This window comes from Nocardia sp. CA-145437 (assembly GCF_050956485.1).
Lineage (GTDB): Bacteria > Actinomycetota > Actinomycetes > Mycobacteriales > Mycobacteriaceae > Nocardia.
Window position 1 is genome coordinate 3,747,464 of sequence record NZ_CP191204.1, and the last position, 15,159, is coordinate 3,762,622.

Annotated in this window: 16 protein-coding genes and 1 riboswitch; of the genes, 9 read left to right on the forward strand and 7 right to left on the reverse strand. The window is 67.2% G+C overall.

Translation table 11 applies throughout. The features are described 5' to 3' along the window. Window positions 1–193 precede the first annotated feature (193 nt). Entirely contained in the window at window positions 194–343 is a 150-nt protein-coding gene (locus tag ACQPYY_RS17525) for a hypothetical protein (protein ID WP_433590187.1), read from the forward strand. 167 nt (window positions 344–510) lie between these two features. Next, window positions 511–2,016 carry an FAD-binding oxidoreductase gene (locus ACQPYY_RS17530; RefSeq protein WP_433590188.1) on the forward strand — a complete coding sequence of 502 codons (1,506 nt, stop codon included), beginning with the start codon at window positions 511–513 and terminating at the stop codon, window positions 2,014–2,016. A gap of 29 nt (window positions 2,017–2,045) precedes the next feature. Here the strand turns inward: ACQPYY_RS17530 and ACQPYY_RS17535 are convergent, their stop codons facing one another. Beyond that, complete coding sequence (locus tag ACQPYY_RS17535) at window positions 2,046–2,480, reverse strand: MarR family winged helix-turn-helix transcriptional regulator (protein ID WP_379099516.1); 435 nt, start codon at window positions 2,478–2,480, stop codon at window positions 2,046–2,048. Between the two features lie 26 nt (window positions 2,481–2,506). After that, entirely contained in the window at window positions 2,507–4,273 is a 1,767-nt protein-coding gene (locus ACQPYY_RS17540; RefSeq protein ID WP_433590189.1) for an MFS transporter, read from the reverse strand. Window positions 4,274–4,831: 558 nt separating this feature from the next. On the opposite strand from ACQPYY_RS17540, the gene ACQPYY_RS17545 reads away from it, so the two are divergent. Beyond that, window positions 4,832–5,557 carry an MspA family porin gene (locus tag ACQPYY_RS17545; RefSeq protein ID WP_433590190.1) on the forward strand — a complete coding sequence of 242 codons (726 nt, stop codon included), beginning with the start codon at window positions 4,832–4,834 and terminating at the stop codon, window positions 5,555–5,557. 24 nt (window positions 5,558–5,581) lie between these two features. Here ACQPYY_RS17545 and ACQPYY_RS17550 read toward each other — a convergent pair whose 3' ends face one another. Next, window positions 5,582–6,067 (reverse strand): polyketide cyclase, encoded by a 486-nt coding sequence (locus ACQPYY_RS17550; RefSeq protein WP_433590191.1) that lies wholly within the window; start codon window positions 6,065–6,067, stop codon window positions 5,582–5,584. Between the two features lie 78 nt (window positions 6,068–6,145). Further along, window positions 6,146–6,225, forward strand: a riboswitch (ZMP/ZTP riboswitch). A 28-nt stretch (window positions 6,226–6,253) separates the two neighbouring features. On the opposite strand from ACQPYY_RS17550, the gene ACQPYY_RS17555 reads away from it, so the two are divergent. Further along, a complete protein-coding gene (locus ACQPYY_RS17555) occupies window positions 6,254–6,721 on the forward strand; it encodes a hypothetical protein (RefSeq protein WP_433590192.1) in 468 nt (155 codons plus the stop codon). Here the strand turns inward: ACQPYY_RS17555 and ACQPYY_RS17560 are convergent. Together ACQPYY_RS17560 and ACQPYY_RS17565 are read right to left on the reverse strand one after the other, a co-directional pair. Continuing rightward, window positions 6,681–7,547 (reverse strand): hypothetical protein, encoded by an 867-nt coding sequence (locus ACQPYY_RS17560; RefSeq protein ID WP_433590193.1) that lies wholly within the window; start codon window positions 7,545–7,547, stop codon window positions 6,681–6,683. The two genes, ACQPYY_RS17555 and ACQPYY_RS17560, sit on opposite strands and share 41 nt — an antisense overlap. A 141-nt stretch (window positions 7,548–7,688) precedes the next feature. Further along, window positions 7,689–8,564, reverse strand: coding sequence for a LysR family transcriptional regulator (locus ACQPYY_RS17565; RefSeq protein WP_433590194.1), 876 nt, complete (start codon window positions 8,562–8,564; stop codon window positions 7,689–7,691). A gap of 123 nt (window positions 8,565–8,687) precedes the next feature. Here ACQPYY_RS17565 and ACQPYY_RS17570 point away from each other — a divergent pair, with 123 nt between their 5' ends. From ACQPYY_RS17570 to ACQPYY_RS17590, 5 genes are read left to right on the forward strand one after another with little or no spacing between them, the layout of a single operon-like run. Continuing rightward, a complete protein-coding gene (locus tag ACQPYY_RS17570; RefSeq protein WP_379099534.1) occupies window positions 8,688–10,136 on the forward strand; it encodes a form I ribulose bisphosphate carboxylase large subunit in 1,449 nt (482 codons plus the stop codon). 13 nt (window positions 10,137–10,149) lie between these two features. Next, entirely contained in the window at window positions 10,150–10,572 is a 423-nt protein-coding gene (locus tag ACQPYY_RS17575; protein ID WP_357081801.1) for a ribulose bisphosphate carboxylase small subunit, read from the forward strand. A gap of 25 nt (window positions 10,573–10,597) precedes the next feature. Then, window positions 10,598–11,674 carry an AAA family ATPase gene (locus ACQPYY_RS17580; RefSeq protein ID WP_379099537.1) on the forward strand — a complete coding sequence of 359 codons (1,077 nt, stop codon included), beginning with the start codon at window positions 10,598–10,600 and terminating at the stop codon, window positions 11,672–11,674. A 16-nt stretch (window positions 11,675–11,690) separates the two neighbouring features. Continuing rightward, a complete protein-coding gene (locus ACQPYY_RS17585; RefSeq protein WP_357276474.1) occupies window positions 11,691–12,767 on the forward strand; it encodes a class 1 fructose-bisphosphatase in 1,077 nt (358 codons plus the stop codon). Between the two features lie 46 nt (window positions 12,768–12,813). Further along, on the forward strand, window positions 12,814–13,692 hold the full coding sequence (locus tag ACQPYY_RS17590) for a phosphoribulokinase (RefSeq protein ID WP_379099541.1): 879 nt from the start codon (window positions 12,814–12,816) through the stop codon (window positions 13,690–13,692). Between the two features lie 72 nt (window positions 13,693–13,764). On the opposite strand, the gene ACQPYY_RS17595 is transcribed toward ACQPYY_RS17590, so the two are convergent. Both ACQPYY_RS17595 and ACQPYY_RS17600 read right to left on the reverse strand, forming a co-directional pair. Next, complete coding sequence (locus ACQPYY_RS17595; RefSeq protein ID WP_433590195.1) at window positions 13,765–14,352, reverse strand: HdeD family acid-resistance protein; 588 nt, start codon at window positions 14,350–14,352, stop codon at window positions 13,765–13,767. Between the two features lie 84 nt (window positions 14,353–14,436). Next, window positions 14,437–15,108: a YoaK family protein gene (locus ACQPYY_RS17600; protein ID WP_433594670.1), complete on the reverse strand. Its 672-nt coding sequence runs from the start codon at window positions 15,106–15,108 to the stop codon at window positions 14,437–14,439. Window positions 15,109–15,159: the final 51 nt, after the last annotated feature.

Consider the following 15,159-nt stretch of genomic DNA (forward strand, 5'->3'; position numbering starts at 1 on the left):
AATGAACCCCAGGGCTCTGGGATATCTCCGCGAAGACGTGTCCGGCTCACGACGGCAGTGGGATGAGCGGCGGATTCGGGCGTTGGCGGAACGGTTGGGGTATGACCTTCGGCGGACGGCGGTGTTCGGGCCGCATACCGATCGGCCGGTGCATCGGTTGGGGGTGCTGGTCGGGAATTTGGGGGTGGATGCGGTGATCGTGCCGAGTCTGGAGCATTTCGAGGGTGGGGAGGTGCCGGGGGAGTTGGTGCGGCGGGCGGATGTGATCATCGTCAGTCCGGAGGAGACGTTCGCGCGGTGGATCGTGCCGCCGGATGCGGTGGCCGACATGTGGTCCCGGTAGGCGGCATGCGGTGGACACGCCAGCACCCGTTTCGACGAATGAACGGTGGGTGAACCATGATCAATTGGTGCCGTGTCGTTCGATGGAAACAGGTGGTCGCGAAATTTGATGTCGAAAGCGAATAAGTCGGCGGCACAGCGGATCTCCGGCAGACCGAGGGGGCTGGTGTGAGACCCCAATTCTCGCGCAGCGTGTTTCTGCGCGGAGCTCTCGGAATCGCGGTCGCCGGTGTGGGTTTCGCGGGGGCCACACGGCTGCCCACCTCGGATGCGACACCCGATACCGGGTCCTCCGGAGCGAACGCCGGAGACCTGGGCAGCGCTTCCGGATCGAGCAGCGGGAGCGTCGACCCGAAATGGCGTGAGCTCAAAGGGAAACTGCGCGGGCGGGTCGTCCTGCCGGGGGACTACGGGTATCCGGGCGTGAAGGAGGTCTTCAATACTCGCTTCGACAACGAGATGCCCGAGGCGATCGTGCAGATCGCGGACGCCCAGGACGCCGCCGCCACCTTCGAGTTCGCGGCCGAGAACGACCTCCAGGTGGCGGCCCGCGCCGGCGGCCACTCGTACGCGGGAATGTCCACGGCGACCGGCACACTCGTCATCGACGTGCGGCGCATGCAGGGCATTCGCACCGAGGGCGGCACCGCGGTCATCGCGCCCGGCCACACCCTCTACGACATCTATCGCGAACTGGACCACGGCGGGCTGAGCCTGCCCTCCGGCATGTGCCCCGGCGTCGGCATCGCCGGTCTCACCCTGGGCGGCGGACTCGGCAACGAGTCCCGCGCCCACGGCCTCACCGGTGACCGGCTCACCGCCGCCACCGTGGTCCTGCCCGATGGCACCATCACCGAGGTCTCCGCCACCATCCGCCCGGATCTGTTCTGGGCCTTGCGAGGCGGTGGCCCGCACTTCGGCGTCGTCACCTCGTTCACCTTCGAGACCATCCCGGCGACGCCGAAAGACGTAGTGCGCCTGACCTTCCAGGGCGAGGAAGCCGCGATCGTCATCGCGGGCTGGCAGCAGTGGCTGCGCTCGGCCCCGCGTGAGCAGTGGGCCGATGTCAGCATCGATGCCGACGGCCAGGGTGGTATGCACTGCTGGATGCAGCTGGTCTGTCCCGCGGGTACCGGCGAAACCGCGACCGCCGAACTGGTCGACGCCATCGGCTTCGCCCCCAGCATCGTCGAACCCCGCACCCTGTCCCACCTGGAAGCGGTCCTCTACCTGGCGGGCGGCACCGCCGATCAGCCGCGCGCCGCCTTCACCAACGGCTCCGATATCGTCGCCGACCTCACCCCCGACACCATCGGACGTATCCTCGAGGTCGTCACCCGCTACTCCAGCGTCGGCGGTACCGGCTGGGTCCAGATCAACGCCCTCGACGGCGCGATCAGCGACCTGGCCCCCGACGCGACCGCGTTCCCCTGGCGCAACCACGCCGCTCTGGTCGAATGGGGTGCGTACGAACCCATCCCGCACGAATCAGCCCTGGCCTGGATCGCCGACGCGCACGCCATCATGGCTCCCGACTCCGTCGGCGCCTACATCAACTATCTCGAGCCGGGCGACCCACTGTCTCGCTACTACGGCACCAACTACCCCCGCCTGGCGAACCTCCGCGGTCTGGTGGACCCCGACAACCGCATCCGCTCGGTCCTGACCACCTGACCCCGCCCCTCGGGGCGGGGGAGCCCCCACTACTGGTCGAGGGCCTGGATGAGGGTGTCGAGGCCGGAACTGACCGATTCGCGCTGGGCGGGCGTCAGGGACTCCAGGGCGAGAGCGAAACGCTGGATGCGGGCCGAGGTGAGGCCGGTGACCAGGTTGTGGGCCGCCTCGGTGGCGGTCAGCAGCTGGGCCCGGCCGTCCTCGGGATCGGCGTCGCGGGTGAGGAATCCGCCCTTTTCCAGGCCCGTCACGATGCGAGACATCGTGGGGGCGCTGACCCGCTCGATCGAGGCCAGGTCGCCCAGGCGGAGCGGGCCCGAACGGGCGACCGTCGCGAGGGCGGACGCCGCGCCGGGGCTCAGCGCCCCGAGGTCGCCGGAGGTACGCAACAAGCGCAGCAGGCGGCCGATCGAGTGGTACAGCTCGGCGGCCTCGGTGAGCTGGTCGGGGTCGGCGACACCCATAGGCTCGGACAGCGTGATCTCCTCCGTCAGATTCCCTCGCGGGCGGCTTCACGCAATTCGGCCGCCTCGTCCGTGACAGTCGGGCTACCGGCGAACCAGGAGGCCGCCGCGCCGATCAGCATCATAATCGCGGCTCCCAGGAAGACCACGACCAGACCCGAGTGGAACGGGCCGGAGATCAAGTGCGGGAAGAACTCCTGACCGGTGAGCACGTCGCCGTGCACGCCCGGGTGGTCGAGAGTGCCGGTGGGGCCGAGCAATTCCTTGATCGGGTTGTAGCCGAGGAAGGCCGCGAACAGGCTGCCCACCGGCGGCATGTCCGAGATCGCCTCGGCGGCCGGCGCGGGCACGCCCTGCTCCTGCAGGCCCGAATTCATGGCGTCGGGCAGCGTATTCGACAGGCCGATGATCATCAGCGAGAAGAACAGGCCGATCGACAACGCCATACCGCCGTTGAACAGCGTGCCGCGCATACCGGAGGCCACACCGCGCTGCGCGGCGGGCACCGAGGACATCACCTCGGCGGTGTTCGGCGACGCGAACATGCCCGACCCGAGGCCGTTGAGGGCGATGACGAGCGCGAACACCCAGTAGTCGAAGTCGACCGGCAGCACGACGAGCAGCACGAAGGTCAGCGCGGTGATCAGCATGCCGGCGGTGGCGAACAACCGCGCGCCGTACCGGTCCGACAGCTTGCCCGAAACCGGGCCGGCGATGAGGAATCCGACGGTCAGCGGCAGCAGGTAGATGCCCGCCCACAGCGGCGTCTGCTCGAAGGAGAACCCGTGCAGCGGCAGCCAGATGCCCTGCAGCCAGATGATCAGCATGAATTGCAGACCGCCGCGGCCCAGCGAGGACATCAGCCCGGCGATATTGCCCAGCGCGAACGCCCGGTTCTTGAACAGCGACATATTGAACATCGGCTGCGCGACCTTGGATTCGATCACGCAGAACACGGCCAGCAGGACGATGCCGCCGATCACCGCGCCCAGCACCCACGGGTTGGTCCAGCCGGTCTTCGAATCCCCGTGCGGCTGAATGCCGTAGGTGATGCCGGTCAGCAGCGCGGTCAAGCCCAGCGCGAACGTGATGGTGCCCGGCAGGTCCAGTGATCCCGGATTGCGCTGGCCATTGTCGTGCAGCGAGCGGTACGACCAGATGGTGCCGATGATGCCGAACGGCACGCTCACCCAGAAGATGGCCTTCCAATCCCACTGCGCCAGTACGCCACCCATGAGCAGACCGAGGAAGGAACCGGCCACCGCCGCGACCTGATTGATCCCGAGCGCGAACCCGCGCTCGTCGGCCGGGAAGGCGTCGGTGAGGATCGCGCTGGCATTGGCCATCAGCATGGCGCCGCCGACGCCCTGGATCACGCGCCAGGCGATCAGCCATACCGCGCCGCCGCCGTGCGTGAACGGATCGAACGACAACGCGACGGCCGCGAGGCTGAACACCACGAACCCGTAGTTGTAGATCTTCACCCGCCCGACCATGTCGCCGAGCCGCCCGAACATGACCACCAGCACGGCCGAGGACAGCAGGAAGCCCATCATCAACCACAGCAGGTAGCTGACATTGGCCGGTTCCAGGGGGTTGAGCCCGATGCCGCGGAAGATGTCGGGCAGCGAGATCGTCACGATCGAGGAGTTGATGGTGACCATGAGCATGCCCAGCGTCGTATTCGACAGGGCCACCCACTTGTACCTGGGGTGATCGTGCTCGATCCGGAGTCGTCTCCGAATGGTCTGGACGTCACCGGCATCCAATCCGGTGGTAGGGGCCGCAGCCATCAGAGCCTCCCGCGAGTCTACGAACGAACTTCCCCAATATAGTTGCATGTTGCTAACTAATGAAATCGGGTTTGCCTCACTCAGTGGAATGCCTCGCGGCTGAAAACAGAGCATTGCATGGTTTTCGCGAACGGACGCGGCGGCGGGCGCCGGTTTCACGGAGGGGAATTGCCCTGCCTCGCAAACACTTTCGGCCACGGCATCCTTCCGCGGTCGCCCACCGTCGACCATCTGGTCGAAAGCGCCCTCGACCCGGCCTACTCCGGCGACGTCTGCCCACCGGGCAACTGGCCGGCCTTCGCGCCGCGCGGACGCGTACCCGAATCCGTCGAGCCTCGGACTCCGCGGGGAGCAACCGGAATGCACATCAAGCCGGCTTCTTCTGTGCGACAAGGATTCCCGCCCTGATCGCAGATCCGTCACCATCGATTCGGGCCGGTCGACACGCGTGTCGCAGCGCACCGGTTCGGCACGATTTGCAGTTACGCTGCTATTCGGGACCTGCGCCAACGGTATCGAGCTCGTACACCTTTTCGAGAACGAGAACAGGATCCGGTTATGCGACATGCGCTCATGGCCGCCGCGGCAGGAACAGCCGTGGCCGGTGTGACCCTGGCGAGCCTGTGGGCCTGGGGTGCCGATACGGTCCGGGCTCAGCCGCCCGGCGGGGACATGTCATCCGCGGGCGTGCATGTCGTGGCGTCGGTCGACACCGTCGAGGTGAATCCGCCCGGCAACCGGACACCGAACTTCCTGATGACGTTCTCCCATGCCGCGCAGATGTCGGGCAGCTACTCGGTCACCGTGGACGGTGGCCCGATCACGTCCGGTCAGGCCGTCGCGGGGTTCATCCTCGGCTGCGGGATCAGTGTGGCCGGCGGCGTCACCGTCGGTATCGAACCCAACCAAGGCTTGGCCGCCGCCATCGCCCCGTCGGTGACCCCCGGGAGCGTCTCCGTCAGCCCGCCGAGTGGGACGGTCGCGCCCAGCGCCTCGGTCACCCCGCCCGACATCAGTCTCGGACCCAGCGTGGGCGGGGCGCTGGGCGTAACGGAAGTCTTGACGGCCACCATGGGGCCCGGCCAGGTCACCACCACGACCACGGCGACCGCGGCCCTGGACAGCGCCACCGAGTGGCCGTACCAGATCGCGTTCAACAACGCCGCGTTGAACGTCGCCCAATGTGCTTCGCCGGTGTCGGCGGTCCCCTTCGTCACCACCACGGTCGCCACCTCGAAGGGTGTGGTGCAGACCACCGCCTACGGCGACCAGTTCACCTTCTGAACGCGGCCAGTCGCCCGGGCCGCCCTACGGCGAAGGCAGTTCCGGCCGGGGCTTTCCCGGGGCGACGGTGCGGGCGAGGATGCCGAGGGTGGCGCGGAGAGCGCTTTCGGGGATGACCGGGAAGATATCGGCGTCCTTGAATTCCTGGGGAACAGCGGACCAGTCGTAGTAGGACGTCACGAGGGTGCCCGCTTCGATGGGCTCGAGGAGATAGCCGTAGACGTGGCCCGGTTCGACTCGGCCGCGAACGGTCCAGGCGATCTGCTTGTCCTGTTCGAATGCGACGATTTCGACGGTCACGTCGTACAGCCCCAGCGGGTAGTCGTTGAGGGCCTCGCGGTCCATGTGGACGACGAAAGTGTCACCGGTGGCGTTGACGGGGTCTCCGCTGGCCGCCATCAGCATGCCGGAGCTGTCGATGGAGACATGACCTTGCGGATCGCTGAGGATGCTGAAGATGTCGGCCGCCGACGCGGCAACGGCCCGCTGCACTCGAAATTGTTCTGACACAACAGGATTCTACGCACGCGTACCGAGACGGCGCGACCCGGTGCACGCCCGATCCTGAAACCGCGGCCACGCGGGCTACAGTGGTGTCGCGACTGGCGTGACGTGGATCGGACCACGAGGAAGCGCGTATCGGAGCGTCGTCCGCCTGGGTGCTCCCGAACTCGAGTTCGGGAAGTAGGCCCCGTCATGGATCTTCGGTACGGCATGAATCCCCATCAGCGAGCCCGCGTGGTCGACCGCAGCGCCGAACACATTCGCGTGCTGCACGGTTCCGCGTCGCTGATCAACTATCTGGACCTGCTCAATGGCTGGCAGCTGGTCGCCGAGGCGCAGGCCGCGACCGGCCGGGTGGCGGCCACCTCGTTCAAGCACGTCTCACCCGCCGGGGCGGCGCTCGACGGGGAGCTCGACGAAACCCTGCGCGAGTCCTGGGGTTTGGGCGACACCGGCCTCGGATCGGTTGCCGCCGCCTACATTCGAGCTCGCGACGCCGATCCGCGCTCCTCGTACGGCGACATGATCGCGGTGTCCGCGCCCGTGGACGACGAGCTGGCCGACCTGCTGGGCGGTGGGGTGTCCGACGCCATCATCGCCGCCTGCCGCGAACACCGGATCACCCTCGCGCGCACCGAGCTCCGCATGTTCCACCACTGACACACCTGCCCCGGCCACCGGCACCTGACCGCGTCGCAACCGATGCCGCGGTCCGCGTGGCCGGGTCGGCAGGACCGGGGGGACGAACGACGGTAGGGGGAGCGTAGGAGATCGTGGGCTGGACGAAACTGGGCCGGACGAGCGTGAAATTGGGCTGTCGCGCCGGCGGATCCGTGTGGGGCGCACGTAACACCATGGCGAGCACGAACACGAATACGCCTGCGATGGCCAGCGCCGCCACCATGATCAGGGTGGATTCCCGCTTTCCCGGCTCCGCGGAGGGCGCTTGCCGTTGGGGGACGTTCCTCGTTCGACGGGCGGATGGTGCGCGCGGCGCCGCCGGGCGGTGAACCGGTTGGGCCTGATAGGACGCCACGCCCGCCTCGCGCAGCACCGTCGGCAGCGTGTGCTCGATCCTGTCGAGCATCGAACCCAGCACATCCGACTGCACGCGGTCGATCAACTCGCGGCGCTGCAGACCGGCGTGCAGTGCCCGGGCGGCCGCCGCGGACTCATCGGCGATCAACCCGAGGACGACCAACCCGACCGGGATCGGCCACAGGCGGTACCGGGTCGCCAACCGCCCGGACACCTCCAGGGCGATCGCACACTGATCGGTGAGCCGCACGTTCTCCCACCGCCCTGCGCCCCGGCTCGGCCGATCGATCATGCCCTTGCGCTCGATCGCGTCGGCATCTCCGGTGTCCAAGCAGATCCGTGACCAGTCACCCGATCCGTCCGCCCGCATCAACGCCACCAGCAGGTCACCCGTGTCGATGGGAGCCGGTGCCCTGGCGACCGCCGCGAGTCGCAGCGCGACGACCACCGTCGTATGGAAGCGGGCACCATCAAGTACGCCAGCCATGACTCATCTCCCCCGGCTGGGCCGAAAAACGGAGTACGTACCGCTCCGTTTGCGAGGAGAGTACAGCCTCCACAGTGTCCTGTCAGGCGATCGCCGACGACCTCAGACACCACGAAATGCTTTGTCGCCGACTCGATCCGGGTCCGTGATATGGGAGAGGAACAGGCGCGCGGCGGGGGTGGGGGTGCGGGTGGTGACCGCGTGCCACGGGCGGGTGAGGGGGGTTCCCTCGACGGGGAGGATCTCCAGGCGGCCGGTGGCGAGGTCGGCGGCGACGGCGTCGGAGTGGATGAGGGTGATGCCGAGACCCTCGCGCGCGGCGGCCAGGGCGGCGCCGTGGGTGCCGAGAGTCAGTGTGGGCGGGTGGATTTGGAGGCGGTCGAAGAGGGCGAGGGTGGTGTCTCGGGTGCCCGAACCTTTGCCGCGCAGGAGCCAGGTGGCGTCACAGGGGTCGGGCCAGCGGGAGGGCGCGCCGACGACGACGAGTTGGCAGGGGCGGCGGGCGCGGGTGATGAGGCCGGTGTCGCGAGGCGGGCGACCGGCGACCACGAGGTCGGTTTCGTGGTGGGTGAGTTCGAGGAAGAGGACGTCACGGGGGTGGATCGACAGACCCAATTCGATATCGGGATACCGGGTTCGGAACGACGCCAGCAGGTGGAGCAGGACGTATTCGCCCGCGGTGGCGACGACGCCGATGCGCAGCCGGCCGGTCTCGGCTTCCCGGACGGCGGCGTGCGCCTCCTTCATCAGACCGAGGATGGTGCGGCAGTAATCCGCGTACACCCGCCCGGCTTCGGTGAGCGCGATGCCGCGCCCGGATTTGGTCACGAGTTTCGCGCCGAGTTGTTTCTCGATGTGTGCTACGGCCGCGGAGGCGGCGGCCTCGGTGATGTGCAACTGGGCGGCGGCGCGGCGAATGCTGGAGTGCTTGGCAACGGCGAGAAAGGTTTCCATGCGCACCGCGCTCACCGTACCCATACTCAACGGTAGCAAACCCGACGAAAAGGTTGAGCGAGAACAGAAACAATCGAATTGTTTGTCGTTAACGGGCCCGTCATCCTGGGAATCGCAAGTGACCCAACCCGGTTCGCAGGAGGAAAGATGGCCGGATCTGACGATGATCAGCGCAGCCGGTGGGATCCGGGCGTGCAGTCGTACGCGTCGATGGGATACTACAACCCGGACTACGAGCCGAAGGACACCGACGTCCTCGCGGTCTTCCGGGTGACACCCCAGGACGGCGTCGACCCGATCGAGGCGTCGGCGGCCGTCGCCGGTGAATCCTCCACCGCCACTTGGACAGTCGTCTGGACCGACCGTCTCACCGCGCACAACCGGTACCAGGCCAAGTGCTACCGCGTCGAGGAGGTGCCGGGTCGCCCGGGCGAGTACTTCGCCTACGTCGCCTACGATCTGGACCTCTTCGAGGAGGGATCCATCACGAACCTCACGTCCTCGGTGATCGGCAATGTATTCGGTTTCAAACCGCTGAAGGCATTGCGACTGGAGGATATGCGTATTCCCGTGGCGTATGTCAAGACCTTCCAGGGACCGCCGCACGGAATCGTGATGGAGCGCGAGTATCTCAACAAATACGGCCGCCCCCTGCTGGGTGCGACGGTGAAACCGAAACTCGGGCTCTCCGCGCGCAACTACGGCCGTGTGGTGTACGAGGCCTGCAAGGGCGGACTCGATTTCACCAAGGACGACGAGAACATCAACTCGCAGCCGTTCATGCGCTGGCGTGACCGCTACCTGTTCGCCATGGAGGGCGTCAACCGCGCCATCGCCGAAACCGGTGAATTGAAGGGCCATTACCTCAATGTCACCGCCGCCACCATGGAGGACATGTACGAGCGCGCGGAGTTCGCGAAATCGCTCGGCAGCTGCATCATCATGATCGACCTGACGGTCGGCTATACCGCCATGCAGTCCATCTCGAAGTGGGCGCGCACCAACGGCATGCTGCTGCATCTGCACCGGGCCGGGCACTCCACCTTCACCCGCCAGAAGACGCACGGCGTCAGCTTCCGGGTCCTGGCCAAGTGGTGCCGGCTGATCGGCGTCGATCACCTGCACGCGGGCACGGTCATCGGCAAGCTCGAGGGCGACCCGCACACCGTGCGCGGCTTCTACGACACCCTGCGCGACAACCACATCCCCACGAACCCGGTCAACGGCATCTTCTTCGACCAGGACTGGGCCAGCCTGCCCGGCGTCATGCCGGTCGCCTCCGGAGGCATCCACGCCGGCCAGATGCACCAGCTGCTGGACCTGTTCGGCGACGACGCCATCCTGCAGTTCGGCGGCGGCACCATCGGCCACCCGATGGGCATCGCCGCGGGCGCGGAGGCCAACCGGGTCGCGCTCGAAGCGGTGGTCAAGGCACGCAACGAGGGTCGCGATCTGCTCAAGGAGGGCCCGGACGTGCTGCGCCGCTCCGCCGAGAGCTGCCGCCCGCTCGAGGTCGCCCTGCAGACCTGGGGTGACGTCACCTTCGAATACACCTCCACCGACGCCCCCGACGCCGTCCCCACGGCCTCCCGCTGAAAGTCGAGCCACCATGCATCTGCGCCAAGGCACCTTCTCGCACCTGCCGGACTTCGACGACACCGAGATCGCCGCCCAGGTCCGCTACGCCCTGCTCAACAACTGGCCGGTGTCGATCGAGTACACCGACGATCCGCACCCGCGCAACAACTACTGGGAGATGTGGGGCCTGCCCCTGTTCGATCTGGACGAGCCCGACGGTGTGCTCGCCGAGATCAACGCCTGCCGGGCCACGTTCCCGCGCCACTACATTCGCGTCAACGCCTACGACGCCTCCTACGGCCGCCAGACCACGGCGCTGAGCTTCATCGTGCAGCGCCCGGCCGACGAACCCGGTTTCCGCCTCGACCGCACCGAGGGCGCGGACCGCAGCCAGCGCTACGGCTTCCACGCCTACTCGTCGGATCAGCGCTCCGGCCAAAGATACGGCGGCTGAACACCTTTCGGATCAGGAGGTTATCGTGAGCTCGGAACACCCCGCGGCATCGGACGGTCGGCAGCCTGCAGCCGGCCGCCCGGCGGGCGGGTTCCAGATGCATCGGCCCGGGGCCACGAGCCCCGGCCCGCTGCGCGGTCCGGCCGCCGACGCGTCTCCCCGACCAGAGGACACCGTGGCGGCCGGCCACCTACTGGAACCGCTGGCCGACGACGCCGTCCTGGATCTGTCGACCGACGTCGCGGGCAAGGACGTCGAGGACACCCTCACCCGCCTGGACGCCGAACTGGTGGGCCTGGCCAATGTCAAACGCCGGGTGCGCGAGATCGCGGCCCTGCTGCTCATCGATCGGGCCCGCCAGCGCTTCGGCCTGCAGGCCACCCGCCCGACCATGCACATGAGCTTCACCGGCGGCCCCGGCACCGGCAAGACCACCGTGGCGCTGCGCATGGCCGAGATGCTGCACGCCCTCGGGTACATCCGGAAACCCAAGGTGCACACCGTCACCCGCGACGACCTGGTCGGCCAGTTCATCGGCCACACCGCGCCCAAGACCAAGGAGGCGCTGGCCAAGGCCGCCGGGGGAGTGCTGTTCATCGACGAGGCCTACTACCTGTTCCGCCCCGAGAACGAGCGCGACTACGGGCAGGAGGTCATCGAGATCCTGTTGCAGGAGATGGAGAACGAGCGCACCAGCCTGGTGGTCATCTTCGCCGGCTATCCGGACCGGATGGACACCTTCTTCTCCGCCAACCCCGGCCTGTCCTCGCGGGTGGCCCACCACATCGAGTTCCCCGACTACACCCACGACGAGCTGATGGCCATCGGCGAGCTCATGGTGCGCCAGGAGAACTTCCGCTTCGATCCCGAAGCCGCGCAATCCTTCTCGCGCTACCTGGAGCTGCGCATGGCCCGCCCCCGCTTCGCCAATGCCCGCAGCGTGCGCAATGCCCTCGACCGCTGCCGGCTGCGGCAGGCCAAACGCCTGGTCGAACTGCATCGGCCGGTCGGCCGCACCGATCTGATCACCCTGACGGACAGCGACGTCCTCGGCAGCAGTGTGTTCACGGACGCCCTCGCCGACGAGGGGGCATCTCCATGAGGGAATGAGAGGGACTGTGCCCGAAGGATTGAAGACCCTGACCCGGTACACCATCGAGCAGGAGCACAAGCATCCCGGCTCCTCCGGGGAGTTCTCGGCGCTGCTGAACGTGCTCGCCACCGCAACCAAGATCATCGCGAATCAGGTGACCCGGGGCGCCATCGTCGGCTCCCTGGGCGCCTCCGATGCCGGCCACCTGCCGGTCACGGTGCATCGCAAGATGGATGCCATCGCCAACGACATCATGGTGTCGGAAAGCCAGTGGACCGGACCGCTGGCCGCCCTGGTGTCGGAGCAGATGCGCGAATGCCATCAGGTGCCCACCGAGATCCGGCGCGGCAAGTACCTGCTCGCCTTCGACCCGCTCGACGGGTCGAGCAATATCGACGTGAACCTGCCGGTCGGCACGATTTTCAGCGTGCTGCGCGCACCCGAGGACGGGCGCGTCCCGGCCGGGCACGACTTCCTGCAACCGGGCGTGCAGCAGGTCTGCGCGGGCTTCACGCTGTACGGGCCCGCGACCATGCTGGTGCTGACCACCGGCAACGGCGTGGACGGGTTCACCCTCGACCGCGAGGTCGGCGCGTTCGTGCTCACCCACCCGCGCATGCGCATCCCGGACGACACCTCCGGATTCGCGATCAACGCCGCCAACGAACGGTTCTGGGAGCGCCCGGTGCGCCGCTACGTCCACGAATGCCTCGAAGGCGTGGACGGGCCGCGCGGGCGCGACTTCAATATGCGCTGGGTCGCCTCTCTGGTGGCCGACACCTTCCACATCCTCACCCGCGGCGGGCTCTACATGTATCCGCGCGACACCCGCAATCCCGAACGGCCGGGCCGGGTCTCGCTGCTGTACGGGGCCAATCCGATCGCCTTCGTGGTCGAGCAGGCCGGGGGAGCTGCCTCCACCGGGCACGAACGCGTGCTGGACGTACGGCCCGAGGAACTGCATCAGCGGGTGCCGTTCATCTTCGGCTCCCGCAACGAGGTCGAGCGGATCGAGCGCTATCACCGCGAACCGGAGGAGGGGCCCAGCTTCGACGCCTCGCTCTTCGGTTCCCGCTCACTGTTCCGCGCGGCCCGTCATTGAACGGCCGGGCGCGCGAAACCTGCTGTCCGGCAATCGAGGAGGTGCCATGTCGGTCAAACATCCCGTGGTCGCGATCACCGGGTCGTCCGGTGCGGGGACGACCAGCGTCACGCGAACCTTCCAGGAGATATTCCGCCGCGAGGGAATCAACGCGGCCATCGTGGAAGGGGATTCGTTCCATCGCTACGACCGCAACGAGATGAAACTGGCCATGGCCGAGGCCGAACAGCAGCGCAATCTCACGTTCTCGCATTTCGGGCCGGAGGCGAATCTGCTGCCCGAACTCGAGACGCTGTTCCGCGATTACGGGGAAACCGGCGTCGGGGCGGTACGCCGCTATCTGCACGACGACGAGGAGGCCAAACCCTACGGGCAGCCCGCGGGCACCTTCACGCCGTGGGTGGAGCTGCCACCGGGCAGCGACCTGTTGTTCTACGAGGGCCTGCACGGGGCCGCGGTCGGCGAGGACGTCGATGTCGGGCGGTACACCGACCTGCTGGTGGGCGTGGTGCCGATCATCAATCTGGAGTGGATTCAGAAGGTGCACCGCGACAAGACCGAACGCGGCTACTCCAGCGAGGCCATCATCGACACCATTCTGCGGCGCATGCCCGACTACGTGAAACACATCTGCCCGCAGTTCTCGCGGACCTATGTGAACTTCCAGCGGGTGCCGACGGTCGACACCTCGAATCCCTTCACCGCCCGGACGATTCCGACCGCGGACGAGAGTTTCGTGGTGATCCGCTTCGCCGACCCGAAGGTGATCGACTTCCCGTATCTGCTGTCCATGCTGCACGACTCGTTCATGTCGCGGCCCAACAGCATCGTGGTGCCGGGCGGGAAGATGGATCTGGCCATGCAGCTCATCTTCACGCCGCTGATCCTGCGGCTCATGGACAAGCGGCCCAAGCGGCTGCGCTGAGAATATCCGCGCCTCAACGAGAATGGCGGCCGCCCCGATTGTGGGGCGACCGCCATGTCGGTTGTCGGAAGACTATAGGTTCGCGGCGACGTGCTTGGCCGTGCGCTTGACCTGGAACGCCGAGATGACCTCGAAGATGCCGATCACGATCAGCCAGCAGCCGACCACGACGACCAGAGTGGTGATGGAGCGGAACGGCTCCACGATCAGTAGGCCGCCACCGACGATCAGCAGGATGCCGAACAGGATCTGCCAGCCCCGGCCCGGAACCGCGGAGTCCGACATCGCGGCCACCAGCACCGCGGTGCCGCGGAAGATCCAGGTGATACCGATCCACAACGCCAGCAGGCCGATCGCCTGGAACTCGTTGCGGAAGCAGAAGAAGCCCAGGATGAACGACAGGATGGCGGTGATGAACGACAGCACCCGCATCCAGGCGCTGACATGCAGACCGAACGCCGCGATCAGCTGGAAGACGCCGGAGACGAGCAGGTAGATACCGAACAGGACACCGGCGACCACCAGGGTCGGTCCGGGCCACACCAGGATCAGGATGCCCAGCACCACCGAGAGAATGCCGGTGACCAGGATCGACTGCCACGCGCTGCGGGCCAGTGCTTGGACCGGCCCCTCGAAAACTCCCTCTTTGCTGGTTGTCATGTTGTGCAGAATATGACCAGTTCGCCGCATTTGCGGTCAATTAGCCATGTGTTGCCTGGCTGTGACCTGCCCGTGTCGCGCGGTTCAGCTCTCGTCTATCGCCCGTCGGACCGTGCGCCGCACCCAGCGGATGTCGGCTCGCCAGGTGTAGGAGGCCACCAGCAGCGACCCAGCGACGGCGGCGTTGAGCATGTAGGCGCCGTCGACCACCACCGCGACCAGGCCGCCGATGAGCGCGCCCGTACCGAACGAAAAGTATTGCGTCGCATAGCCCAGCCAGTCGCGGACGCTGCCGCCGCCGAAGGCGTGCCGCTCGATGCCCTGTGCGAGTTTCACCATCGTGCCGGTGACGTAACTGACCGGGATCGACACCTCGCCGTTCTTCACGAACGAGGTGTTCAGCGCGCCCATGCCGAAGGCGACGAAAAGAATGGGGACCAGGCCGATGCCGCGCTCGTCGAGTATGTTGTCGACGATGGCCGCGCACGCCAACGCGACGGTGGTGAGCATGGTCGCGCCGTGCGGGTGATTGGTCCACCAGTACCGCCGGCAGATCGAGGCGACGAAGACTCCGGCCAGGAAGCAGGCGATGATCGAGGCCGCGCCCACGGCCAGGGTGTAGTCGCCGGCGAAGTTGCCGAGAATCGCGCGTTCGGTATTGCCGGTCATGAAGGTGACGAAGTAGCCCTCGGAGTGGGCGTAGGCGGCCGCGCCGATGAATCCGGCGAGCACCGACAGCACAGCGGACAGCCGCATCTCGAGGTCCCAGAAGGGGGCGTGGGTTCGATTGCTGGTGGCGGTCACAGC